General features: G+C 41.6%; 14 protein-coding genes and 1 pseudogene. 5 read left to right on the top strand and 10 right to left on the bottom strand.

Annotated features, from left to right (window positions below):
• Positions 1-182: 182 nt before the first annotated feature.
• The 7 genes from V7L01_RS06250 to V7L01_RS06220 form a co-directional block, all read right to left on the bottom strand.
• Complete coding sequence (locus V7L01_RS06250; protein ID WP_335032895.1) at positions 183-812, bottom strand: response regulator transcription factor; 630 nt, start codon at positions 810-812, stop codon at positions 183-185.
• 7 nt (positions 813-819) lie between these two features.
• Positions 820-6,804: an AAA family ATPase gene (locus tag V7L01_RS06245; protein WP_335032894.1), complete on the bottom strand. Its 5,985-nt coding sequence runs from the start codon at positions 6,802-6,804 to the stop codon at positions 820-822.
• A gap of 202 nt (positions 6,805-7,006) precedes the next feature.
• The gene (locus V7L01_RS06240; RefSeq protein ID WP_335032893.1) at positions 7,007-7,897 is read right to left on the bottom strand and encodes a 4-hydroxybenzoate solanesyltransferase; all 891 of its coding nucleotides are present in this window, start codon (positions 7,895-7,897) and stop codon (positions 7,007-7,009) included.
• Between the two features lie 264 nt (positions 7,898-8,161).
• Complete coding sequence (locus tag V7L01_RS06235; protein WP_335032892.1) at positions 8,162-8,968, bottom strand: class I SAM-dependent methyltransferase; 807 nt, start codon at positions 8,966-8,968, stop codon at positions 8,162-8,164.
• 474 nt (positions 8,969-9,442) lie between these two features.
• Entirely contained in the window at positions 9,443-9,730 is a 288-nt protein-coding gene (locus tag V7L01_RS06230; protein ID WP_335032891.1) for a hypothetical protein, read from the bottom strand.
• Positions 9,731-9,975: 245 nt separating this feature from the next.
• Positions 9,976-10,605 carry a response regulator transcription factor gene (locus tag V7L01_RS06225; protein WP_335032890.1) on the bottom strand — a complete coding sequence of 210 codons (630 nt, stop codon included), beginning with the start codon at positions 10,603-10,605 and terminating at the stop codon, positions 9,976-9,978.
• Positions 10,606-10,674: 69 nt separating this feature from the next.
• The gene (locus V7L01_RS06220; protein ID WP_335032888.1) at positions 10,675-16,701 is read right to left on the bottom strand and encodes an AAA family ATPase; all 6,027 of its coding nucleotides are present in this window, start codon (positions 16,699-16,701) and stop codon (positions 10,675-10,677) included.
• 144 nt (positions 16,702-16,845) lie between these two features.
• Here V7L01_RS06220 and V7L01_RS06215 point away from each other — a divergent pair, with 144 nt between their 5' ends.
• Positions 16,846-17,577, top strand: coding sequence for a type IV secretion system DNA-binding domain-containing protein (locus tag V7L01_RS06215; RefSeq protein ID WP_335032886.1), 732 nt, complete (start codon positions 16,846-16,848; stop codon positions 17,575-17,577).
• Here V7L01_RS06215 and V7L01_RS06210 read toward each other — a convergent pair.
• The 3 genes from V7L01_RS06210 to V7L01_RS06200 all read right to left on the bottom strand — a co-directional run bounded on the left by V7L01_RS06210 (position 17,497) and on the right by V7L01_RS06200 (position 21,160).
• The gene (locus V7L01_RS06210; protein ID WP_335032884.1) at positions 17,497-18,681 is read right to left on the bottom strand and encodes an ARPP-2 domain-containing protein; all 1,185 of its coding nucleotides are present in this window, start codon (positions 18,679-18,681) and stop codon (positions 17,497-17,499) included. The genes V7L01_RS06215 and V7L01_RS06210 overlap by 81 nt on opposite strands.
• A gap of 152 nt (positions 18,682-18,833) precedes the next feature.
• Positions 18,834-19,592 carry a hypothetical protein gene (locus tag V7L01_RS06205; protein ID WP_335032883.1) on the bottom strand — a complete coding sequence of 253 codons (759 nt, stop codon included), beginning with the start codon at positions 19,590-19,592 and terminating at the stop codon, positions 18,834-18,836.
• Between the two features lie 143 nt (positions 19,593-19,735).
• Entirely contained in the window at positions 19,736-21,160 is a 1,425-nt protein-coding gene (locus tag V7L01_RS06200) for a hypothetical protein (RefSeq protein WP_335032881.1), read from the bottom strand.
• A 190-nt stretch (positions 21,161-21,350) separates the two neighbouring features.
• On the opposite strand from V7L01_RS06200, the pseudogene V7L01_RS06195 reads away from it, so the two are divergent.
• The 4 genes and pseudogenes from V7L01_RS06195 to V7L01_RS06180 form a co-directional block, all read left to right on the top strand.
• Positions 21,351-21,875 (top strand): annotated as a pseudogene (locus V7L01_RS06195) (nitrogenase component 1); the annotation flags it as partial.
• A gap of 197 nt (positions 21,876-22,072) precedes the next feature.
• Positions 22,073-23,068 carry a type I restriction endonuclease gene (locus V7L01_RS06190; protein ID WP_335032879.1) on the top strand — a complete coding sequence of 332 codons (996 nt, stop codon included), beginning with the start codon at positions 22,073-22,075 and terminating at the stop codon, positions 23,066-23,068.
• A 273-nt stretch (positions 23,069-23,341) separates the two neighbouring features.
• Positions 23,342-23,995 (top strand): RNA ligase family protein, encoded by a 654-nt coding sequence (locus tag V7L01_RS06185; protein ID WP_335032877.1) that lies wholly within the window; start codon positions 23,342-23,344, stop codon positions 23,993-23,995.
• Between the two features lie 475 nt (positions 23,996-24,470).
• Positions 24,471-25,490: an isopenicillin N synthase family dioxygenase gene (locus V7L01_RS06180; protein WP_335032875.1), complete on the top strand. Its 1,020-nt coding sequence runs from the start codon at positions 24,471-24,473 to the stop codon at positions 25,488-25,490.
• Positions 25,491-25,554 lie beyond the last annotated feature (64 nt).

Below are 25,554 nucleotides of genomic sequence, written 5' to 3'. Positions count from 1 at the left end.
TTTGCCTTACAACCCAACTGCGCTAACGTTGCTATGGATTTAATATAAACAATTGACCCTCTTTTGTAGTCCACTCTGGGTTGACATTTTTGTACAATCGAGTGATGGATGAACCCGTCCGTCTCGCAGTGGAAGGTTGTCTCCAACTAAAGTTGGAATTTGGATACCAACTTTAGCACAGCTTATAAACTGACAATCCCACGCTTAACAGCAGTAATCACGGCTTGTGTGCGATCGCTTACTCCCAGTTTGCTCAAAATCCGATTTACATGAGATTTGACGGTACTTTCACCAATAATCAAAGCAGTCCCAATTTCTTGATTACCCATTCCTTGTGCCATCAAACGCAGCACTTCCAACTCTCGTTCGCTGAGTTCTGGATTGCTCATTCGCTGCAATAATTTTGCGCCCACTTCTGGCGGAATATATTTTTGACCATTATGAATGGCGCGAATCGCATTCAAAAGCTCGCTAGGTTTAGCATCTTTGAGCAGATAGCCTTGAGCGCCCGCCTGTAAACCGCGATAGATATCTTCATCGCCATCGTAGGTTGTGAGTACCGCGATCCGAGCCTGCTTAAATTCAGCACAAATCGCCATAATGGCTTCAACACCTCCCATTTTGGGCATTCGTAAATCCATTAGTGTGATATCAGGTTGGTATTCACGAAACGCGGCGATCGCCTGTTGTCCATCTTCTGCTTGAGCGATCGCTGTCATTTCTGGATCGCGGTTAATGATGGTTGCTAGACCCTTTCTGACTATGGCATGGTCATCAACAATTAGCACCTTAATCTTAGTGGATTGACTCATATAATTCTCACTCTCGATTGATAGTGACAATAATTTCTGTTCCTTGACCCAGTTGGCTTTGAATCGTTAGTTGTGCGCCAATGCGCTCTGCCCGTTCGCTCATTCCTAATAAGCCAAACCCACCGCTCAAAGGAATGCTACCTACTCCAAAGCCCCTGCCATCGTCTTTCACCCTTAAGATACACTGTGTCTCGTTGTACACCAACTCAACCTGAATTTCGCCAGCATCAGCGTATTTTATGGCATTGGTTAATGCTTCCTGCCCAATTCTGAGTAAGTTATTCTCCACTTCGATTGATAAGGAATAGGCTATACCCTGAGTTTCGCAAATCAGAGCCGTGTCGGTCGTTGCTCGCATTTGAGTCACTATACGATGCAGGGCACTCTCTAAATTACCTTCTTCTAGTAGCTGGGGACGGAGTGCTGATACGGATCGCCGTGCCCCTGCTAGTCCAGCGCGTGCTAGTTCATCAATCATTTCCAGATGTACTTGGGTTGCTTCCTGGTCATCCGCCAGCACTTGTATTGCTGCTCCAACTTGAAGCAGAATACCTGTGAAAGATTGAGCTAGTGTATCATGAATTTCTCGCGCCATCCGGTTACGCTCTTCTAAAATGGAAGCTTGTTCAGCGAGTTTGCGATCGCTAATGTCTGTGATGAGACTGTAGAAGCCTCTCACTTGAGTATTGCGATCGAAATCGGGGATTAAGGTCGCGCTGATGCAGCGTGTACCAAGCAAAGAAGGGATTTCTGCTTCCAGGGCTACAGTTTGCCCTTCAAACACTTGATTAATAGACGGCTCAAATATTGGATAAACTGTCTCACCTAAAAGCGCATGAACAGGCTCGCCCAAAATTTCATCACGACTACAGTTAAACCAAATCTCATAGGTACGGTTGATAAATTGGTAGCAACGATTGGCATCTACATAGCTAATCAATGCTGGTAGTGCGTCGGCGATCAGTCGTAATTCCTGTTCTTGATGACGCAGTGCGGCTTCGCTTTGCTGTAACGCCGCTGTCCTTTGAGCGACCTGTTGCTCTAGAGTGCGGTTGTAATTTGCTAAGAGGTGTTCTGCTTGTTTCCGCTCTGTAATGTCTTGAAAGGCTGCGATCGCATAAACTACATTGCCCTGTTCATCAAAGACGGGAGTGCCCCACACCTCAACAGGGATCGTTTGGTTATTTTGGCGAATTTCTACGTCATCAATCGTAGTGCGTTCGCCGCTCAACGCCCGGATGATTGGCATTTTTTCAGTAGGGTAGATTTGATCCGTTCCCGTCACATAAAATTGATAAGCCTCTGCGATTTGATCCGGCGGTACGGCAGGATCAATCCCTTTGCCCATGAGATGAATGCCCCGTTGATTGGCATAGTAAGGGCGACCCGTCGCATCAATAGCGGCAATTCCTACGGGAATCGCTTCTAAAAATTGAGCCATCTGATTTTCGCTCGCGCGGAGCTTTGAGTAGAGTTTGGCATTTTCGATCGCGATCGCTACCTGAGTGGATAGTAAATTCAGAACTTGCGATCGCTCTGGTGTGAATGCCCCAACTGCCAGTTGATTTTCCAGATATAACACGCCAACGAGCTTGCTTTGATTCAGCAGTGGTAAACACAAAAGTGATTGAGTTTGATGATGCTGAATATATGGCTCATTGATAAAATTACCTTCATGAGTTGCATCATTTAAGATCACAGATTCACGAGTCCGAATGACATACTGAATAATCGATTCGGGTAAGCGATTTGCCGTTGGAAGCGATTGCAGTACTCGCGTCGCACAGACCTTCTCACCATTGTTGAGTTCACAAGCAGCTTCGATCGCCCATGTCCCTGCATTTTTTAGAATCAGACAGCCCGTTTGTGCGCCTGAATTCTCGATTAATATCTGCATTAAGGTGTGAAGGAGTTGTTCTAGTTCAATTTCACTCGAAATCGCCTGAGATGCTTTCATTACCGCCACTAAATCAAAACTGATGCCTGAGTAATTAGAGGTGGTTCCAGAAGTGGTACGGATTGGCGTATGAGATACATTCGATGAGTGAGGAAATAGCTGCGGATAGCGAGCTTCTAAATTTTTGACTTTCGCTGTTGCTCCCCAGCGTTTATAGCAGTAGTGTGATTCTTTCATGTAGGTTTGGGCAATTTTTTCCCGCCCTCGCACCAGATAATGTTTAGCAGCTAATTCATAAGCTAACGCCTCTTCTTGAAGATATTCGTTATTCTTAGCTCCTTGAATAGCTTGCTCATACAATTCTTCTGCTTCAAAAAATAGACCTAAGATTCGTGCTTTTTCAGCTTCGACTAAATCATATTTGTGTTGAAAATTAGTTGGAGCAGAATCTGCCCATCTCTGCATTTTCTCCTGGTTACTATTTATTTTGAACAGCAGATGATCTCCTTCTAAAAAAGAAACAGATTGGTATAATTGTATCTGAGCTAAAGAGTCGTAGAAATAGAATAGAGATGTTAAAAAAGTTCCTCCTACTCCATCTAAATAAAGTTCAGCTTGAGAAGCATACTCTACTGCTTGTAAAATATCTTCAAACAAATAACTTAAAGTAAGCTTGACCAAATACAGATTGTAAAGGTTAGTTCTATCATTGGCTTCAAGGTGAATTGGTAAAAATTGAGCCTCATTATAATGGTCACCAAGTAATCGACCTGGATTTTCAACTTGTTCTAGTAAGTTAAAGACAACTTGCTGCAATCGGTGAAAATAAATTAAAATGCTCTCTTGTTTAAACTGAGCGAAAACATCACTGTAGATCCTGCTTGCCGATATAACCTTTGTTAATTCTAAACCAGCAAAATACGAGTATACACAGCTAAAACCCGCAGCATACATACTAAATTCTATATCTCCAGTTTCTAGCCCAGTCTCATATGCCTCCTGAAGTAAGGGTAAAGTTTGTCTAATATGAGCTTTACAATGCATGAGATGCGCCGCAACCATCTCTATGACCTTCGGCTGAAGTTTTTTACTATCTAACCGTTCAGTCAAGCTCAATGCCAGTTTGCCAAATTGGTAAGCTCTTTCAAAATCTTGCATTATTCCATTGAGAATGATGCCACCATAAGTAGCATAGGCAAAAGATGAAAAAGAAGTATTTCCATACTTAACAGATAAATTTACCTGCTCTAACACAATTAGTGGTAGTAGTGAAGGAGCAGCTTGAAATGCAGCTGAAACTAAGCTGGATAGGATTTGCATAACAGCCAGTTTATCTGGCTCCCTCATGAATGGTAGCTCCAGCAAATCTTCTGTATTTATGGTATTAAAGTAATCTACTTTTTCCTTTAAATGCCTTTGAACATCAACTTCTGTTGGTGTCTCTAACAGAGATATACCCAACAACCCTAAAACTTCTAAACCAATCTTAATTGCCTCTGTTTGTCTATATTTCACCATGCAAGTCTGAATTTTAGTCTCATAGACTTTTATTTTATCTAGAACAGTGTTTGCATATTTTAGAACAACGATTGCCCGTTGTTCCATTTGTTGGAAGTCGCCGCATAGGTATGCTGCTTCTGTTGCTTCTTCGTGCAGTGCAAGAGTTAGAGCGTACTGAAACTGCCAGCTATCAGCAGGTAGTAATTCTATTCCTATTGTTAAATACTGTAGTGCAGCACTATGAGCTGATGCTTTTTTGGCTTTCTGACCTGCAATTAGATTTAACCTGGCTATCTTATCGCGCTCTTGTTGATCCGTGACTAAATCACGACCGAGATTAAGGTGATCGACTACCTCAAACAAATTGGTTGAGCTAGTTTCAGCTTCATTACTTTTCCACAAACAGTAACCAATTTGCAAGTGAACAGTTTGTAGTTGTCCCTCATCAATCAAAGTATAGGCGGCTTGCTGCACACGATCGTGTGAAAACTTGTAATTTTGAATTAATAGGTTCTCATCTAGCTCTGAAGTAGCTAGAATCAATTCCGACTGAATCGCTGTTGTCAGTTCTGCAAAAATTTCAGCCACTGATCGTTCGCAGATGGCTGAGAGTGCCGCTAAATCAAATTCAGCACCAACACAAGCCGCTAAACGTAAAACCCATTGAGTTTGTTCCGGCAGTTGTTTCAACTTCCCGATTATCAACTGCACCACATTGTCGGTAATATTTTTGGCTTTGATCTGAGCAACATCCCATTGCCAGAGTTGTTGATTAACGTTGAAGACGATGAGATATTCAGTGTACAACGTTTTGAGGAACTCATTCGTGAAGTAGGGGTTGCCGTTTGCTTTCCGCCATACCAACTCTGCTAAAGGCGCGATCGACTCAGTAGATGTGTGCAAAGTCTCACCAGTCAGTTGAGCCACAGCCCCCAGTCCCAGCGGAGCTAACGTTAATTGATTAATTACGACCTCTTCCTGTTTTAGCTTTTCTACTGTTGCAAGAAGCGGATGTGCCTGGGTAACTTCGTTATCCCGATAGGCTCCAATCATAAGCAAGGATTGCGTCGCACGATCGCTCAGGATTAACTCAATAAGTTTAAGCGTGGCTGAATCCACCCATTGCAAATCATCTAGAAAAATAACCAAAGGATGTTCACAGGAACAGCAGGCTCGAATGAACTTTTGAAAGACAAGGTTAAACCGATTTTGTGCCTCCGTTGATCCAACTTCGGGTAATGGCGGCTGTCTGCCGACGATTAGTTCTAATTCAGGAATGACATCAACAATGAGTTGTCCGTTGCTCCCCAACGCCGTTAGCAGGCGCGATCGCCACTGTTGCACTTGTTCGTCTGGTTCACTGAGCAATTGCTGCACCAATTTTTGCAGAGCATCTGCGATCGCGCTGTAGGGAATATTGCGGCCAAATTGATCAAATTTACCAGAGACAAAATAGCCGCGTTTTGCAGTGATGGGCTTGTAGATTTCCTGCACTAATGCTGATTTGCCAATTCCAGAAAAGCCAGAGACCAGCATCATTTCAACTTGGAATTTTGGATTGCCCGCTTGTTCCCTTTGCGAAGTTGTTTCCGAATTGTTTGGTAAAGCAGCGACGCGATTTGACTCTGGACACACTATGCGATTAAATGCTGCCAGTAACATCGCAACTTCCTTGTCCCGTCCATACAGTTTTTGGGGAATTTGAAACTGACCCGAAGCGTCTTGAAGCGCCAGTTGAATGCTAGAGATTTGACCGATTTCTGATAATTGTTCAGCACAGATTTCTAAATCCGCTTTGATGCCCCAGGCACTTTGATAGCGATTTTCAGCATTTTTCGCCATCAGTTTGAGAATGATATCTGAAACTGGCTTAGGAATCGTTGTATTTATTTCATCAGGCGGAATAGGATGTTTGGCAATATGACAATGGACTAACTCAAGGATGTCTGTGGTGGGAAATGGTAGTTGCCCAGTGAGCAGTTCGTAAAATGTCACGCCCAGTGAGTAGAAATCAGTCCGGTAATCGAGCAAACGGTTCATCCGCCCTGTTTGCTCTGGAGATAGATATGCGAGTGTCCCTTCTAAAACATGAGGACTTTTGAAGGTTGGATTTGTGCGGTTAAATTGGGTGGCAATTCCAAAGTCAATAATTTTGACAACACCAGTATCCAGATTGAGAACTATATTTCCAGGGTTGATATCTTTATGAATGACACTGGCTGCATGGATTCTGCCTAGAATATCGGTGAGGGCGATCGCAAGACTTAAAAATTGGGATAAAGGCATGGGGCAAAACATATCTGGGCGCTTGTGCATCCATTGCTCTAGGGACTCTCCCCCAAAATCTTCTAAGATAATCACCAGAGTGCGTTGATAGTCTTGCTGACTGTATGCCTTCACCACTCCCTCCAAATTGAGGGAACGGGTAATTTTATATTCCTGTCTGTAGCGAGTTAGTTCTTGGGGAGAGGGATAATCAAGCTTTAGCATTTTTACAATTATCCCTACTCCATCGTCTCTGATGCCCCGATACACTAGAGAATTAGAACTTTCATATATCTTGTTTTGAATGGCAATACCAGGTAGAGCAATCATAGAACAACTCTTGAGAGGATAATCTGGCATAACCCAAACTATACAGCAATCCAGCTATCTACATTATTTTAGTTTTATATTTATCCTCTGCGAATATCGAAATTGTCATAATTCTGGATACCTAATATTTATGAAACCCAAAAAAATGTATTTCATCGAGTAAACGTTTCTTCTGGAGCGCGTCCTTATTAAGTTCCTCAATTTATAATTTTAAAAAACCGAAAATCATCCCAAAAAGTAATACAGAGCTAATCCAGACATTTTGAGTGAACATTTGATTATAGGCAGTATTTGGAAGTTCTGAGTCAAGCAATTGTATAAACTGCCAAATCCAAGCAATAGTTGCAATTATCAAACTAATCCAGAAACTCAGTTGCAATTGCATATAAAAGCCTAGCAAACCCAATAGAAAGGCAGCAGTTGCATAGCAAATCATAACAGCAACAGGAGCATACTTCCCAAAAAACAGAGCGCTGGACTTAACGCCAATCCGCTGGTCATCCTTGCGGTCAGACATAGCGTAAATGGTGTCGAATCCCACAGCCCACAGGGCAGTTGAGCTACACAGCAACCAAGTAGTAAATTCTATCTGCTCATTCACCGCAGTCCAGCTAGTCAAAACTACAAGACCCCAAATTATTGCCAGTAATAACTGGGGAACTGGAAATACCCGTTTAGACAATGGGTATAAAATAATTACCGGAATTGTTCCGACCCATAACCAGAACGAAAGTGGTTTAAGAGTAAAAGCCAGTATCCCATTCAAAACCAAACAGATTAGGGCAACTGCAATCCCAACCGAAACTGAAAGCGCACCCGAAGCTAAAGGACGCTCACGCGTTCTTTCTACTTGTGCATCAATATCTCGATCGCACAAATCGTTGATTACGCAAGTTGTAGCACTAGTGGCTAAAGCAAAAAAAATGATCGGGTTAACAAGTGCTATTGATGGCATTCCTTTGCCTGACAAAACAATACCCCAAAGCGCTGGAATTATTAGAATTAACCGTCCTGCCGGTTTTTCCCATCTTAAAAGTCGGATAATTTTATGCCATAAAGGCTCTGTTACTTGAGATTGTGATTGAGTAGCCATAAATTTGCAAAGCTGAATTTGTAGTTACTAATGCCATCGTTTCGCTTAGTTTCTTGATAGATTATCTAGATTTGTTGCGTTTTTGGGCATTTGATGTATTTTCTTTGCCTGCACGGGTAGCTACTAGCTAATTGACAATATACGTCGGGAGCGATCGCGTGAGTAAAGGAACCTGTGCACGATCGAGCGACAATTCTATGGGCCTGTTTATCAACATCTGTCGCAGTGGGGCGAAGAGGAAAAATACCGTAATAAACTGTATAGTTATTTTCGCGCCCAGATTTGTGTCACACGAGGGATGCCAAACAGTGTTGTTTCGTCCTCTGCCAACTCTCTTATTTTCTCTATAGTTTGCTTAATCTCTTCTGGTGTTGTTATTCCAGTTTCAATTAAAGCATCAGTTGCCTCTTTGAGTGACAAATCTATTAAACGCTTAGTTTCTTTGTGAACTGCGACAGGCTGCCCTAAAAAAATTTCTTGCGTCAGCAAACCAGCATTTTGAAATATTTGGTAAAGCTTGCTTCCCATACAAAAGTGCTGGTTACGAGCATTACCCAGTTTAAGGAAAAGCTCAATACAACGGTCGTAGCTAGAATTAGGAGGTTGACAAAAACCAGTGCTAAAGTCGGCTTCCTCACACACTAACAACCCATTCGGCTTGAGTAGTGCCAGCATTTGTTCCAGTGCATCTTCAGGGTGAGTTAGATGGACTAGCAAAAAGCGGCAGTAAACTAGGTCAAAGGAGTTATGAGGTAATCCCGTATTGTAAGCGCTGCCCAAGACAAATTTTACATTGCTCAAGCCAAGTGCGTCTGCATTTCGTCGTGCCTGTTCTACCTGCTCTGTACTCACATCTACACCAGTAACTGAACCGTTGAATCCAACTTGCTCGCCTAACCAAGTGGAAACACTTCCAATACCGCAACCAATGTCAGCTATATGCATCCCTTCGCTGAGTCCAACTCGCGCAAGTAAAAACTCTGTATATGGCTTATGGATTTGGTGAAGAATTTGCAATCGATTTGCGCCTACTTTTCCAGTGGCTAGTGTATAACGGTCATCATGTATCATTTTTTCTTTATCTTAGAACTGCTTGACTTAACTAATTATTCTTAAATCTATACGAAGAATTAGAGCGTTTGTAAGTCTTGTAATTCGTAATTAAGAGGTTTAATCACCTATTACAAGGCTTACAATTACCAGTTATATTAATAACGCTCTTTTGTGTCAGCTAGTCAACGGATTTTACTTTGTAAACTAAAATTATTTTGATAACTGTTAAATCATACAGACTCAACTAGAAGACTAAGCCACAAGGCAAGCTATTGTTCAAGGGAATACTTGAGGTATTAGTGGATAATAATGGCAACGAATTGGAATTTACCTTGGGTGGCTTAGACCGGAAATTATCTAGGGTCACTTCAATGGCAAGCCTATTAAATTTGATGAGTGAATAAGTGCGTTCGCACCTAATCTAACCTAATAAAAAAGCTGGCTGTGATTTCGGCAGCTTTTTTATTAGGATGAAATCAAAAACGCTAAGGCTTATAAACACCCCCAGTGGTACGATCCCCCGCAGCCTGCTATCAAAGTTTTTTTCTTATTTACAGCATTTATATTTTGAAATTGAGTTTGTTTAATGCTGTAATTAATTTTCAGCGCATCGTCTCCTAATGTATTGTGCTTTTTAATCGGTGTGTTTAAAGTAGGTGCATTCAGATTATTCTCTAGAGTCACACCCTGATTGATTTTGGCAACAGCAGAGTTTCCAGAGAAAGCTATTGCGCCAACGATTACGACTCCTAAACCTTTAGCCAAATTCCAAACATCCATAATTGTATTCTGCCTTTTTTAATTAACTAGAAGATTTCGCCGCCAGTGAGAAACTAAACGTTTACATACTTTTGTTGAAGCTTTGGCGGCTTTCTGTACAAATATATGCAATTAACTCTAACTTGTCGTCCCCTAAAAGTTGAAACTTTTGCTCAATAGAGTGATTGATAAATCAGTCCATCTCAAAATGGAATGTTGGCTCCAACTAAAGTTGAAATTTGGATTCCAACTTTAGTACAACTTACTTACAAATTGACAATCCCTCGTTTAACAGCAATAATCACGGCTTGAGTGCGATCGCTAACTCCCAATTTACTCAAAATTCGATTAACGTGAGATTTAACGGTGCTTTCACCGATACTTAAAGTAGTGCTAATTTCTAAATTACTCATTCCTTGCGCCATTAAACGGAGTACATCTAGCTCTCGCTCACTCAGTTTTGGATTGCTCATCCTCTGCACCAGTTTTGCTCCTACTTCTGGTGGAATATACTGCTGACCGCGATGAATTGTGCGAATGGCACTCAGAAGTTCATTGGGTTTAGCATCTTTGAGCAAATATCCTTTAGCGCCTGCCTGTAAACCACGATAAATATCTTCATCACCATCGTAGGTTGTCAGCACAACAATTCGGGCAGCAATAAATTCAGCACAAATAGCAGTAATGGCTTCAACTCCTGTCATCTGCGGCATTCGTAAATCCATTAGCGTTACATCTGGTTGGTATTCACGAAAAAGCGCGATCGCCTGTTGTCCATCTTCTGCTTGAGCAATCACCGTCATCTCTGGATCGCGGTTAATGATGGTTGTCAATCCTTGCCTGACAATGGAATGATCGTCAACAATCAGAACCCGAATATTCGTTGATTGGCTCATAATTATGAAGAATTAGAAATTGAGCTACTACAGGTTACGTTTGTAGCCAGTGCATTACTAATAATATTCTCACTCTCGATTTACAATGACAACAATTTCTGTTCCTTGCCCAGGTTGGCTCTGAATACTCAGTTGCGCTCCAAGGTGTTCTGCCCGCTCGCTCATTCCCAGCAATCCAAACCCGCCAACAGCTGGGATTGTAGCAACCCCAAAACCCCGTCCGTTGTCTTTAACGCGCAGAATACATTGGGCATTGTCATATACCAACTCAACACGAATTTCGGTAGCATCAGCGTATCTTATGGCGTTGGTTAATGCTTCTTGCCCAATCCGTAGTAAGTTATTTTCAACCTCGGCTGGCAAGGAATAGGCTGTGCCTTTTATTTCGTAGATCGCAGAGGTATCAGCAGCAGATATCATTTGAGTCACAAGGCGATGAAGGGCGCTATGTAAATCGCCCTCCTCCAATAATAGCTGAGGACGGAGTGCTGACACCGATCGCCGTGCCTCAGAAAGCCCAATGCGTGCCAGTTCATCAATCATTTCCAGCATTTCCAGATGTTCCTGAGTTGCTTCTCGATCGTCCGCCAGCACTTGCGTTGCCGCTCCGACTTGCAGCAAAATGCCTGTGAAAGATTGGGCTAACGTATCGTGAATTTCTCGCGCCATGCGGTTGCGTTCTTCCAGAATGGAGGCGTGTTCGGCTCGTTTGCGATCGCTAATATCTGTAATGAGACTGTAGAAGCCTCTCACTTGAGCATTGTCATCGAAATCAGGGATCAAGGTCGCGCTGATGCACCGCTTACCAAGCGGAAAAGGGATTTCTGCTTCTAGAGGTACAGTTTGCCCTTCAAACACCTGATTAATATAGGGTTCAACCCGTTGATAAACCGCCTCACCGAGAAGTTGGCGAACAGGGTTGCCCAGAATTTCATTGCGGCTACGGTTAAACCAAACCTCATAGGTACGGTTGATGAATTGATAACACCGATTAGCATCTACATAGCTGATGAGAACTGGTAGAGCGTCGGCAATCAGCCGTAATTCTTGTTCTCGCTCGCGCAGTGCTGCTTCGCTTTTCTGTAAAGCCGTCGTTCGTTGGGCTACCTGTTGCTCTAATGTGTGATTATAGTCGGCTAGTAGTCGCTCGGCTTGTTTCCGCTCCGTGATGTCTTGGACAGCTGTAATCGCATAAACCACATTGCCCTGCTCATCAAATACTGGAGTTCCCCATGCCTCAACTGGAATTGTTGCGCTATTTTGGCGAATTTCTGCATCATCGATCCTAGTGCATTCGCCGCTCAACGCCCGCATTACTGGCAGTTTCTCAGTTGGATACTTTTGAGCCGTTCCTGCTAAATAAATTTGATAAACTTCTGAGATTTGATCCAGTGTTACGGAAGGATCAATCCCTTTGCCCAATAGCTGAATTGCCCGTTGATTGAAGTAGTAAGGACTACCTCCCGCATCCATGATTCCAATTCCTATTGGAATTGCTTCTAGAAACTGAGTCATCTGGCTTTCGCTCGCACGGAGCTTTGAATAGAGTTTGGCATTTTCAATTGCAATGGCTGCTTGAGTGGATAGTAAATTCAGAACTTGCGTTCGCGTAGCGTCTCCTAATGCCTCCGGCACGCTTGCGCGAACGGAGAATCGCTCCGGTGTAAATGCTCCAGTTGCTAATTGATTTTCCAGGTACAACACGCCAACAAGTTTACTTTGATTCAACAGCGGCAAACAAAGAAGTGATTTCGTTTGGTTCTGCTGAATATATGGCTCATTGATAAAATGACCTTCACGAGTTGCATCATTTAATATGACAGATTCATAAGTACGGATAACATAATTAATAATTGATTCAGGTAGATGATTTGCAATTGGGAGCGATTGCAGCACTTGCGTAGCACAGACCTTCTCACCGTCATTAAGTTCACAATAAGCTTCGATCGCCCATTTTCCTGAGTTTTCCAAAATCAAAAATCCTGTTTGTGCGCCAGCATTTTCGATTAATATCTTCATCAACGAACTGAGTAACTTATCCAATTCAATTTCACGCGAAATTGCGAGGGAAGCTTTCATCACTGCTGCTAAGTCGAAAGCGATAGGTGAGTGATTAAAGGTAGTTCCAGAAGTAGTGCAAATTGGCGTGTGAGCTATGCCCGACGACTGAGGAAATAGTTGGGGATATCGAGTTTCTAAATCTTTGACCTTTGCAGCCGCTCCCCAGCGTTCATAACAGTAGCGAGCTTCTTTCATATAGGTTTGGGCAAACTTTTCTCTGCCACGAGACAGGTAAAATTTGGCAGCTAATTCGTATGCTAATGCTTCTTCTTGCAAATACTCATTGTCTCTAGCTCCTTGAATTGCTTGTTCGTAGAACTCTTCTGCTTCAAGTAACCGATCCAAAACTCGTGCAATCTCTGCTTCCACCAAATGATATTTGTGTAAATAATTCATTGGCGCATAAGCTGCCCATTGCTTCATTTGCTTCTGGCTAATCGCAACGTTTTTGAGGATTTCCGACTGCGCTTGAGCGCTGCTTCCAGGAAATATTGCGAGTCTTGCCAGAGAGCTATAGAAGTAATACAAAGGAACGAGGGGTGTTGCAATGACGCGGATCGCATGACTTTCCGCTATGGCTGCGTTCTTAGATGCCTGAGCATACTCAGAAAATAGATAGCATAGAATAAGTTTGTTGAGATGTACCAAAAAGAGTATAACTGCATCTATTTCATGGTGTGGCAGTCTATTATCTTCATTGTACGATTCGCCAACGAGACGGGATGGATTGACCGAATATCCCATCAAATTTAAGACAGACTGCTGAAATATTTGAATCCAAGTGAGTGATGTTATCTGTTTAACTTTATGGATTGCTTCACAGTATTTTGCCATCTGGTGTTCAACCTCCACAAGTTCCTTTCCAACGATAAAGAGTTGGAGGCAGTAAGTGAAAGCGCAATAGGCAGCGAACTCTAAATCTCCAGTTTCTAGCCCACTTTGATAAGCTTCCAGGAATGGCTTCGATGTTTCCCTAATATGCTCTTTCCAATGGATGATGAAATTAGTCACCATGAACAATGTTCTAGCTTTAAGTGAATGAATTTTCAGATGGGGTAACAGCCTTAATGCAAGCTGCCCAAACTCATAGCCAGCCTCAATGTTTCCGACCATCCCACAAAGACTTAACCCCAAGTTGGCGTATGCAAAGGGAGACACAAACATATTGCCATACTGGATTGACAAGTTGACCTGTTTAAACACAAGTAAAGACACCAAATCAGGAGCCGCATGATGGGCAGCAAGCGTTATTCTTGAGAGGATTTGCATTGCTGCTAGCTTTTCTGGTTTAGCCATTTCTGGCAATTGGATCAAGTCCTGGATCGGTTTGTTATCAAAGTGGGATATGATTGTGTTTAGTTCAAGCTGAATATCTGACTTACTGGGGGTTTCGGGAAAACTGATCCCCAATTGCTGCAACACTTGCAATCCAGTATTTATTGCTTTTAATAGGTGGTTCTGTGCGATGTCGGTTTGAATTTTGACTTCGTAAACTTTTACGATGTCGAGAATAGTCTTAGCTTCTTGTAGAACGATCGCCATCCAGTATTCTACCTGTTCAAAATCGCCACATAAATACGCAACTTCTGTTGTTTCTAAATATAAATCTAACGTCAAATCATAGTTGGTTTGCCAGCTAGAAGCTGCTAGCCAAACTCTTGCTGTAGCTAAATATTTTTGAGCCATACTATAAGCGATCGCAGCTTTTGCTTTCTGTCCTGCGATTAAATTTAATCGAGCAATTTCATTTCTTTCTGGTTGCTCACTGACAAGCTCAATTCCATGATTCAAATGATCGACAATTTCAAACAGCCGCTCTGATAGCCGTTCTGGCAAAGTCTTTTCGAGGAGATTGCGACCAATTTGGAGATGAACAACTTGTTTGTGTGCCTTATCAATTAGCGCATAAGCTGCTTGCTGCACGCGATCGTGCAAAAACTTATATTCTTGAACTAACAAGTCCCGATCTAATTCAGAGAGAGGTTGAATTAATCCACTTTGTATAGCTGCCACTAATTCCAAGAAAACCGTTTTCGCAGTTTTCTCACAAATAATCGATAAAGTATCTAAATTAAATTCAGCCCCGATACAAGCGGATAAACGGAGAATTTGCTGGGTGATTTCTGGTAATTTCTTTAACTTGTGAAGCATCAACTCCACAACATTATCGGTGATGTCTTGGGCTTGAATCTGAGCAATGTTCCACTGCCAGCTTAAGTGTTGTGTATCAAAGCTCAATAAATTTTCGCTATACAGCATTTTCAAAAATTCGTTGACAAAAAAGGGATTACCCTCAGTTTTACGCAACACTAATTCAGCCAAGGGACGAACAATGTCTGCATTTCGATGTAGCGTCTCGGCAATTAACTGATTCAACGGCTTAAGCGTTAATGGTGTTAGGATAATTTCCTGAAGCACTGCCCCTTGTTTTCGCAGTCTTTCTAGCATTAATGCTAATGGATGCGTTGGATTTACTTCATTATCTCGATAGGCTCCAATCAAAAATAGTGATTTGGTTTGCTCATCCAGCAACATCAACTCGATTAACTTCAGTGTTGCTGAGTCTATCCACTGCAAATCATCTAAGAAGATCGCCAGGGGATGTGATTCTGAACAAAACACCCGCACAAACTGCCCAAAGATTCGATGAAAGCGATTTTGAGCTTCAGTTGCTCCAACTTCTAGTACAGGCGACTGCTTGCCGATAATTAATTCAACTTCTGGGATGATATCAATGATGATTTGTGCGTTGTTTCCCAAAGCTGTAAGTAAGAGCGATCGCCACTGTTGAACTTGTTCGTCTGGTTCACCCAGCAGTTGCTGCACCAATTTTTGCAGAGCATCTGCGATCGCGCTGTAGGGAATATTGCGCTGAAATTGATCGAATTTACCAGAGATAAAATAGCCGCGCTTTTGGGTAATTGGTTTATAGATTTCTTGCACTAACGCAGATTTACCAATACCAGCATAGCCAGATACCAAAATCATTTTGATTTGGAATTTTGGATTGTTTGTTTGTGAAGTTGTTTCTGAATTGTTTCGTAAAGCAGCGACGCGATTTGACTCTGGAGAAGCTACGCGATCAAACGCTGCCAGTAACATTGCAACTTCCTTGTCCCGTCCATACAGTTTTTGAGGAATTTGAAACTGCTCAGAAATGTCTTGAAGTGCCAGTTGAATATTAGAGATTTGACCGATTTTTGCTAATTGATCGGCACAGATTTCTAAATCTGCTTTGATGCCCCAGGCACTCTGATAACGATCCTCTGCATTTTTCGCCATCAGTTTGAGAATGATATCTGAAACTGGCTTAGGAATCGTTGTATTTACTTCATGAGGCGGAACAGCCTGTTTAGCTATATGACAGTGGACTAGCTCAAGTATGTCCGTTGTGGGAAACGGCAACTGCCCAGTCAGCAGTTCGTAAAACGTTACACCTAGTGAATAGAAATCGGTGCGGTAATCGAGCAAACGGTTCATTCGTCCTGTTTGCTCTGGAGAAAGGTAGGGGAGTGTCCCTTCTAATACATGAGGGTTTTTGAAAGTCGGATTCGTGCGGTTAAATTGGGTGGCAATTCCAAAGTCAATAATTTTGATAACGCCAGTATCCAGATTGAGGACTATGTTTCCAGGGTTGATATCTTTATGAATGACATTGGCTGCATGGATTCTGCTTAGAATGTCGCAAATAATGATTGCAAAACCTAGAAAAGTCGATAAAGGCATGGGGCAGAAAATATCTGGACGCTTGTGCATCCATTGCTCTAAGGACTCTGCCCCAAAATCTTCTAAGAGAATTACCAGAGTGCGTTGATAGTCTTGCTGACTGTATGCCTTCACCACTCCTTCGACTGTGAGGGAACGGATAATTTTATATTCCTGTCTGTAACGGGTTAGTTCTTGAGGTGAGGGATAATCAAGCTTTAGCATTTTTACCACGATCCCTACTCCATCGTCTCTGATGCCCCGGTACACGAGAGAATTACAACTTTCGTATATCTTGTCTTGGATGGCAATACCAGGTAGAGCAATCATAAAGCAACTCTTGAGAGGATAATCTGGCATAACCCAAACTATACAGCAATCCAGCTATCTACATTTTTCATTTTTGAGGTTCTATTTGGTTTTGTTCATTTCTAGCCAGTTGCAGAGTGATGGCGTTCACTTACGAGCGCTGTATTGACCACAGTAGCAGGTACTTTCTCATCTTTCATTCAAGCTGATTTGCTGAGGGCATTTATAGGGAAATCGGATATTCCCACTAAGCTTGAAGGTAGAGAGATGGTGGTGTTCAAGCTAGATGATGAACGTCGCAGTGTGGTGGGGCCTCTGCTGGCAGCTGCAATGCACTTGATGATTGTTGGTAACTTGAGCCGTCCCCGCAAAGATCCGTTGATTATTTCTTTGGATGAATTACCATCAATTAAGCTAGACCGACTGCCACAGTGGATTAATGAATATCGTTCTAATGGTGCCTGCTTTATTCTAGGTATCCAAAGTTTAGAGCAACTTTACGATATTTATGGGGATAAAATGGGGAGTGCGTTAGCGAAGCTCACCGAAGGTATCGCTTCTGCTTGTAGTACTCATGTTTTGTTCAATCCTGGTAATTACAAAACGGCTGAGGATTACTCAAAGCGTTACGGTGAGAAGGAAGTGCTGATTAAAAATCGTACCATATGTGTAATTTTCCAGAGCATTACAGAGTTACCAATGGTTGCAGACATAAAAAGTGAAGTTTATACGCACGACAGCTTGCTCCTTCGGAAATTGGCGAATGTATTGAAATCAAAATTTTACAAATTAATGCTGAATCTTAGCAAGACGATATCACCTTTTACCCTTAACTTTTTTCAATGCCGCTTGTCGTACTTCTGCATTAAGCAAATAACCAAAACCCACCTTTTCTAAACGCAGCACAAATTCCTCTCGTGTATTCCGCAATTTACTAGCTGTAGCATCCAAATTCCAATTATGGTTCGCTAACTGACTCAGCAAATAAACTCGGCGAGTCTGCATTCCTGATAAGCGGTAAGTCTTCAAATACTCCAATTCACCATTCTCTCGAATAATCGCTTCCCCAATATGATTTTCTTCGTTGGGGTTAAGGTCAGTAATAAATCTTTGTAACATGAACGAACCAGCAGTATAGACTTTTTGGGAAATTAACTTGCGTCCTAACAGCCCCTCTGCCATGAAACCCTGAAACGATGCCCAATCTGAACGCATATTTTGTACTGCTGCTCTCAAAGCTTTTAAATCATTAATTTTGGACTCATCTAAAGATACACTCATTGGAAAAGTAGTATCGTGCAGCAACGCGTATTGGTACAATAACTCACCATAGAAATCTTCTAACAAGCTATTGTGCAAAAGTCGATAGTCCTCTGGTGTCGGTACTACAAAAGCTGATGCTAATGCTTCGGCAACAAATACCAATACCCCAACCTGTCGAGAGTGAATTTCAAATACCCGCAAAGCATCTTCAAGTCCAGCAATGTAACGTCCACTAAAAGAGCTTTCCATTCGGCTACCCAGCCCATGAGAAAGGGCATACTTAGAATATTCACTCCAGGCGATATCAGGGCCAGAGAAAAACATTGATAAAAAGCCTTCCATTGCCAAGTGCAGTGGCAAAAATCTCAGTTGATTAGTAGATTCCCGCTTCACCATCCGGTGCATTAATCGGACACTGGCACAACCATAGTTTAGCTGTTTACCATCTGTTTTAAAAAGCTGTCCCCCAAAAGCCCCCACAGGGCTGCCGTCATTAGTCCAAGACAACACTAGCCCGTGAGGAACATAGGAAAAATATTTCATTCCGGGTGCTGTCATTTCTCCTGTTAAGGAAACAACTGCTAAATCTTCATCGTAGCTACGACGCAGCAAGCGCAAGTCGTTACGTACTTGATGGCGCAATAATGGCACAATCCGCACTGCTCCCCGTATTTGAGAAGGAGCAATTTCTAATCCTTTGAGTGATATGTCTGTTAACAGATTGCTTTTGGATGCCATAGGATGGTGGGTCTATTTTTATTAACTTTAAGCAATACCGTATCTTGAGCAATATCAGTTTCTCTTATGTTGTCCTGAATCCAGTTTTTTGTCTTTAATATCTACAATTTGATTTTGATAGTGATATTGTATTGAGTGTAGCCATACTAAACCTAACACTTTCCGAACTTTACTAACTTTGATCCACAGCTTATATTACCAGGATTTATTGTTTTGATATTGTTATCCTGCCGCTTCAGATTCCCGATTACTTTAATACTCGCTAGAGATAATGCTATTTTTAGTAATTCTGTTTTTTGTTCCTCACTTAATGTTACTGGATATTTCCCATTTACTTTGTCTTTTATCTTCGATTGAATATTTGATGTAAGTAATCCTAAATTAAACTCTACTCTATCGCCATTCTGAGAAATTGGCAAAAAAGAATACTCATCTTTGCTATCAAACCATTGCCTACTCACATAGGTATATTTTCCAGTATGTTGACCAAGAAAAGAGTACTTAAAATGTCTCTCCCATCGCTCAGATTTATTATTTTTATAATCCTGTTGGAACTCTTCAGGTATTCCGTGCTGGTTATCCAGCCACTCAGCACTATGATCTACAACAAAAACTGTATCTAGCTGAATAGTATTTTTATTGGCAGCATCTCCACTACAGAAAAAAATATATGATCCTGCTGTGACATGAGAAGATTCTGATATAGGTTTTCTTCTTAATTGAGTAGCATGACAGTATGAATAAAGCCACCTTTCTGAAAATACGAATGGGTCTTCATTTCCGCACGGTTCATCCACCCAAACATTACCTTGCCAATCTGTAAGTTTATCATCCATCAAAACCTTAGCTTGGACTTCAGTTTTTTTTCTTGCGTAGTCAGGATGAAATATTAAATAATGTAGTGGTTTCATAAGTAATCTAAATTTAAGGAATCTAACTATTTTATGTTCCGATAATTGTGGGATAAACTTTACAGAGAATAAATTTTTTGGGCAACAGTATTTTATTTAAGCTATTGAAAATCAATCAATTTAATTGTTGCAAACTCTATACTCTACACCCTTAACATTTGCTTGACTCGTTCTGCTAAATATGCTTCCAGTTCAGCTAAAGATGCAGAACCTTCAGCAAACCGGGCAAAGCCCAACATCGTAGGTAAATCTTCTGCATCTCGTAATCCTACTGTGGGAATTGTGGGACTAAGGGGGTGTAAAGAAAAGTCATCGGCATTGTAAACAGGATTGCAATGAATAATCGAAGTTTTTTGTTTCGGGTCTAAACGATCGCGATATACACGTAGAATTTCCGATGCTCCACTGGGGGGATCGTTTTCCCAACCATCGGTGACAAGTACTATTAAATCTGCGCCCCAGTCCAAAGCATCCAGTAGGGGAGTAGCTAGGTCTGTTTGTCCACGAGCTAGAATCAGGAGTGGATCGCTGGTTGATGCTGTCCAAAAAGCTTGGTATTCCTGGGATGCTGCTTTTAGTAAGTAATGAGTAGCTAAAGCTACCCCTAGAGGACGACGATGTTTTTCGGCTGAAGCGGAACTGGAGTAGCTGCAATCTAGAACTGCGGCTACTCTTCCTAGTTTTAGGGGTGATTTTCTTAATGTGAAGGCAGCAGATTTCTCTAATGCTCGGTTTAAGATATCCCACTGCTGTTTGCGAGTCTCCAATGGCAAAGATAGGATATATAGTGCCAAACGAGTTAGGGGGAGACGACCTAAATTAATGTCGATTTCTACTTCTGTGCGGTTGGCTGAACTTTGAAAGCGCAATTTTTCATTCAAGGTCATTTGCTCTTGAATACGAGATAAAAAGACCTCTCGTTTAATTCCATGTTTCGCTGCTAAACCTTCGGCAACTGTAAAGGGTAATTGATAAACTGCTTGAGCGCTATAGTGTGCTTGGCGAAATGTCTCGAATAATTCTGTTTGATAAACTTGCTGTTTCCATTTCCCAAAGAGAAAATTACCTAATTCCCCTGGTAGGGTGAGGTGAGCATGGGAAGCGATCGCTCGAAATTTGGAGCGATACTTGACAGCATCAAAGTTTATGTCACGTTTTTGTTGGAGATAATCACGAGCGATCGCTCTGCTACGACGATTATTGATGCTTCTTTTCCGTAATTGTTGCAATACTTCCCAACCTCGTTGTGGTGGTAAGGCTGTTAATGCTGCGGCAATTAATGCACCTTCCTCTTGTCGATGTTCAGGGGGTGTATGTTTTCCTGTTGCTAATAATTTGAGGATAATCTGCGCTTGGTTGAAGTGGTTGATCCCTGCTGCCAATGTCCGGGTATAGAGTAAGCGGTAATTACCTAAAATATAGTCGTGCAAAAAGTCAATAGATACGCGCTGCCCGTAACCATCACCATAGAACTCACGCTGTCCTGTGCAGGAGAGGCAGGCATTAATAAACATGACTAAATCTTCCCTTGCCACTTGCTGATGTTGGTTAGCCCGATTAATGTCCATTGTTGGCATAGTGGCTTTTTTGAAGGGGGTACTGTTCGGGGAATGACGACACGACAAGCTAGGATAGCGTTACAGGCTAGGTTCGGAAGTCGCACCAAAGTCCCGCAAACAGTATTAACGACTATTTTAAGTTCTAGATTAGAAAATAGCTAGAGGAAACTGCATAGATAACTTTGACGGCGCTAATAATGAGATATTTGGTGAACTAACCGGACTAGCAGCAGTAGATAAATTCCTGCAAGCTTTGGCGGATATCAGTGGTGTCAGCGTACCGGAGAAATACCGAACGCCGTCAGTTAAAATATGTGATGTTGGAAAATCACTTTTACTTTGGTTGCAAGCGAGTGTCTTTAGCGCTGGAACCAGATTTGCTTTGGTCAACAGTTTCTTTTTTGCGATCGCTAGGAGTTGAGATTCACTCAGCCCTGACAACGACACGCTTTCCTCTGTTAGAAAAACTCCCGATCAAGAGCGTCACTATCGGCAATTTGGAAGACTTGAGCAATTGGCGGTTGGATCTGATTTACTCATTACCAACTCTCATGGAGTAGCGATCGCTCAACGCTTAAAAATTCCTCTCTACCGTCAAGGGATTCCCATTTTTGACCGCTTAGATTCCGGCCAGTTTACCAAGGTTGGCTATCGAGGTACTATGCAACTTTTATTTGATATTGGCAACCTGTTTTTAGAGCAGGAAACAAAGGTTAAGCATTAATACAGAGCCAATTCTAAATGTTTACCACAATATTACCAATATTATTGGTAATATGTAGCACAAGATACAATTTTGCCGATCGACTTCAGCTTTGATAGTTACTGTCTAGTCGTATATTCCATCAAAAATATACCAACCAATGCCGATCGGTTCGTGCCTAACTCCTGCATTGACTCAAATTAAGTCTTTTACTATTCATGAATCCAGCACAGCTAAAAAAAACAACTGCCAAAGCGAGTCGTGTTACAAGAAAGATTCGCCGCCGTTTTGATTTCACACAATCTGCGATGCCGACGGCGGACGTACCCCTACGCGTTGGTAAAGCCTCTCTAAGAGTTGCGATGCCTGCGGCGGGCAAAGCCATCGTACCATCTTTGCTCACCTGGTTCGAGGTTCTTGGCTATACAGTTTTATTAGAGCCAGATATTGCTTTGGGTAAGCATCAGATAGGACGGAGTAGTTATAGAGATGTGGTTTTGAGCGATCGCCTTCATAGTACTTTACGGAAAATTAACCCGAACAAACCGGATGAGGCGATCGCCGCAGCTATCCACCAGGTTACTTGCACTCATGGTTCCGACTTACTGAAAAATAACCACCGCTTTCACAAATTCTTGACCGATGGAGTGGAAGTCGAATATCTGGATAACCAAGAAATAGTTCATGACAAAGTGTGGCTCATTGATACGTCTAATCTACTAAACAATGATTGGCTAGTTATTAATCCCTTGACTGTAGTTGAGGGGAGTTATGCTCACTGTCCTGATGTAGTTGTCTTTATCAATGGTTTACCCTTGGCAGTTATTGTCTCGATTCAGCCAAGTGATAAACAGCCCACTTTCAAAGAAGGTTATCAGCGAATTCAGACCTACTGTCAACAAATACCAAAGCTGTTTGACTACAATACCTTCCTAGTTATTACTTATGGAAATCAGGCGCGAGTCGGTACATTAACCTCAGACTGGCAGGAGTTTTTACCGTGGTACACCATTGATGGTGAGGATTTTTCTGCCAAGGGCGCAACTCAACTAGAGGTACTGATTCAAGGCATTTTTGACAAACGGCGTTTCCTAGAGCAAGTATTGCACTTGATAGTGTTTGAGGAGAACGAAACCAGCATTAGTAAAAAATTGCTTCGCCAACCTTTTTGTACTACACAATATCGCAAAAAATATTTGCGCCAAGCCTGGTAAATGCAGAGTTATCAGTAATTAGTAGAAAAACTAACTCACAATTCAAAATTCCCAATTGCTACTTTCAACATGAAAGTTATAACTATGAACACAAGCTGCTTTGTTTACCTTTTGCGTCGCTTTAGTTGCCTATAACGATTGATGGAAAGCCTTATGGAGAAATTTGTTGTCTCAATGAGTTGTCACAAAAGCTAATGTAAAACTTATATAATTGCTCCAAGATTTTTGTAATTGTATATAATATAAGTAAAATACGAACCTGTCTCGATCGCAATGGCACGAGTGCAACTAGCTTATCCTAAAATTCCAGATAGTAAAAATTGCCCTTGGGAGCGCTGTATAGCTTTTGAGAAATATGATGGTACAAATCTCCACTGGGTTTGGGAATTTGAACTTGGATGGTATGCTTTTGGTACACGTCGAGACCGTTATGATTTGGATGAGATAGGAATTGCACAATTCAACAAAGCACATCCAGGTTTAGAACAAGCTCCTGAGATTTTTTACAGAGACTTTGCCAACTCTTTAGAAAAAATATTTCGAGAAAATTTAAATTATCAATACCCTGAATTAACAGTATTTACAGAGTTTTTGGGAACTAACTCATTTGCAGGAATGCATCGAAATGAGGACTTGAAACAACTAATTCTCTTTGATGTACAAACAGATAAATGTATTATTACTCCTGAACAATTTCTTCGAGATTTTAGCCACTTAAACATTGCACGAGTTGTTTATCGTGGTAAGCTAACAGGTCAATTTATTGATGATGTTCGACAAGGGAAATATGGTGTAGCTGAAGGTGTTGTCTGTAAAGGAGGCGACAGTAACAGTAATAACGTATGGATGGTGAAAATTAAAACGTATAGTTATATGAAGAAATTACAGCAAGCTTTCAAGGTTGATTGGAAAACATATTGGGAATAAGGCAATTTGTACTATATGCAAATTGACCTAGCGATTACAAACTTGCGCCCACTTAAAGCCACTGTGCATTCTATGTATGCAATACACCTCTAGAATTCTCGATCTGCTGCCGACTCAGAGAAAGTCACCAGTTACTGGGGGCAGTGTATGAGTTATTAGGCGTTCGTTAAATTCTGTTGAGTTTTCTATTTGAGCAACTCTACACAACCGAGCTAACCATTTATGGATTCTCGCATTCAATCATACTTGCGCTTGGCAGCGAGTCAGCAACGTGAGACAGTGTAAACCAAGCGATTTTCGATGCGGTGATGTCCCTTGGATAGGCGTTGATTAATACTCACATCAACATCTTTAAACCTTTGAATTGAAAAAGACTTAGACTTGATGAGATAGCTCTGATTAAAACATTATAGTTATCGATATAATTTATTATGTAGTCTAGTTATTAGTCTACGCATGACTAAAAAAACAGAGTATGACAATCTTACAAATTGTGGATAAAAAGTTTTCAGAAGTTCCCATCATTGATATTAGTACATTGGTTTCTCAAACTAACAACTATTCTGATGTAATTGCAGACCAAATTAGACAAGCTCTCCATGATTACGGTTTCTTCTATATCGTCGGACATGGAGTTGATGAACAACTACAAAAGCAGTTAGAACATCTCAGTCAACAGTTTTTCGCGCAGGATGTAGAAACAAAACTAAAGATTCGTATGGCTCTTGGTGGTAAAGCATGGCGAGGATATTTCCCCGTGGGTAACGAGTTGACATCAGGTAAACCAGACTTAAAAGAAGGTATTTACTTTGGTACAGAACTAGAATCAGACCACCCACTTGTGAAAACTGGTGTACCAATGCACGGTCGAAATCTTTTTCCATCCAATATTCCCCAATTTAGGGAAACAGTGCTGGATTATATAGACTCAATGACCAAACTTGGACACACCCTAATGGCTGGTATTGCTCTAAGTTTGGGGTTAGAAAAGTCCTACTTTGCAGACCGTTATACAAAAGACCCATTGATATTATTTCGGATTTTCAATTACCCTCCGAATTCATCATTATCTGCATCTAAATGGGGCGTTGGCGAACATACAGATTATGGAGTATTAACTATACTAAAACAAGATAATGTCGGTGGATTACAAGTCAAATCAAAGTCTGGTTGGATAGATGCACCTCCTATTCCTGGTTCATTCGTATGCAACATTGGGGATATGCTCGATCGCATGACACGAGGACTGTATCGCTCGACACCCCACCGCGTTCAGAACCTATCAACAAGTAATCGTTTGTCATTTCCATTCTTCTTCGATCCCAATTTCAACATTGAAGTCAAACCCATTGAACTGAACGATATAGTAGTGAATGACGATCGAAGCGATCGCTGGGATAAAGCCAGTGTCCACGAATTTCGCGGGACTTATGGCGATTATCTTTTGAATAAAGTCTCCAAAGTATTTCCAGAACTGCGCCAAACAGTGTTTTAAAGTGCTGTACATGGATAGCACGGCGTAACCACCACGCATATTCAATGCTAATTTTAAAAAGTAA

Source organism: Nostoc sp., assembly GCF_036917095.1.
Classification (GTDB): domain Bacteria; phylum Cyanobacteriota; class Cyanobacteriia; order Cyanobacteriales; family Nostocaceae; genus Nostoc.
This window is presented reverse-complemented; position numbering and strand designations above follow the sequence as displayed.

What these genes read in the sequence shown, in the direction of transcription:
- V7L01_RS06250 (WP_335032895.1), bottom strand. Translation starts at nt 812, where the DNA reads ATGAGTCAATCCACTAAGATTAAGGTGCTAATTGTTGATGACCATGCC.
- V7L01_RS06245 (WP_335032894.1), bottom strand. Translation starts at nt 6,804, where the DNA reads ATGATTGCTCTACCTGGTATTGCCATTCAAAACAAGATATATGAAAGT.
- V7L01_RS06240 (WP_335032893.1), bottom strand. Translation starts at nt 7,897, where the DNA reads ATGGCTACTCAATCACAATCTCAAGTAACAGAGCCTTTATGGCATAAA.
- V7L01_RS06235 (WP_335032892.1), bottom strand. Translation starts at nt 8,968, where the DNA reads ATGATACATGATGACCGTTATACACTAGCCACTGGAAAAGTAGGCGCA.
- V7L01_RS06230 (WP_335032891.1), bottom strand. Translation starts at nt 9,730, where the DNA reads ATGGATGTTTGGAATTTGGCTAAAGGTTTAGGAGTCGTAATCGTTGGC.
- V7L01_RS06225 (WP_335032890.1), bottom strand. Translation starts at nt 10,605, where the DNA reads ATGAGCCAATCAACGAATATTCGGGTTCTGATTGTTGACGATCATTCC.
- V7L01_RS06220 (WP_335032888.1), bottom strand. Translation starts at nt 16,701, where the DNA reads ATGATTGCTCTACCTGGTATTGCCATCCAAGACAAGATATACGAAAGT.
- V7L01_RS06210 (WP_335032884.1), bottom strand. Translation starts at nt 18,681, where the DNA reads ATGGCATCCAAAAGCAATCTGTTAACAGACATATCACTCAAAGGATTA.
- V7L01_RS06205 (WP_335032883.1), bottom strand. Translation starts at nt 19,592, where the DNA reads ATGAAACCACTACATTATTTAATATTTCATCCTGACTACGCAAGAAAA.
- V7L01_RS06200 (WP_335032881.1), bottom strand. Translation starts at nt 21,160, where the DNA reads ATGGACATTAATCGGGCTAACCAACATCAGCAAGTGGCAAGGGAAGAT.
- V7L01_RS06190 (WP_335032879.1), top strand. Translation starts at nt 22,073, where the DNA reads ATGAATCCAGCACAGCTAAAAAAAACAACTGCCAAAGCGAGTCGTGTT.
- V7L01_RS06185 (WP_335032877.1), top strand. Translation starts at nt 23,342, where the DNA reads ATGGCACGAGTGCAACTAGCTTATCCTAAAATTCCAGATAGTAAAAAT.
- V7L01_RS06180 (WP_335032875.1), top strand. Translation starts at nt 24,471, where the DNA reads ATGACAATCTTACAAATTGTGGATAAAAAGTTTTCAGAAGTTCCCATC.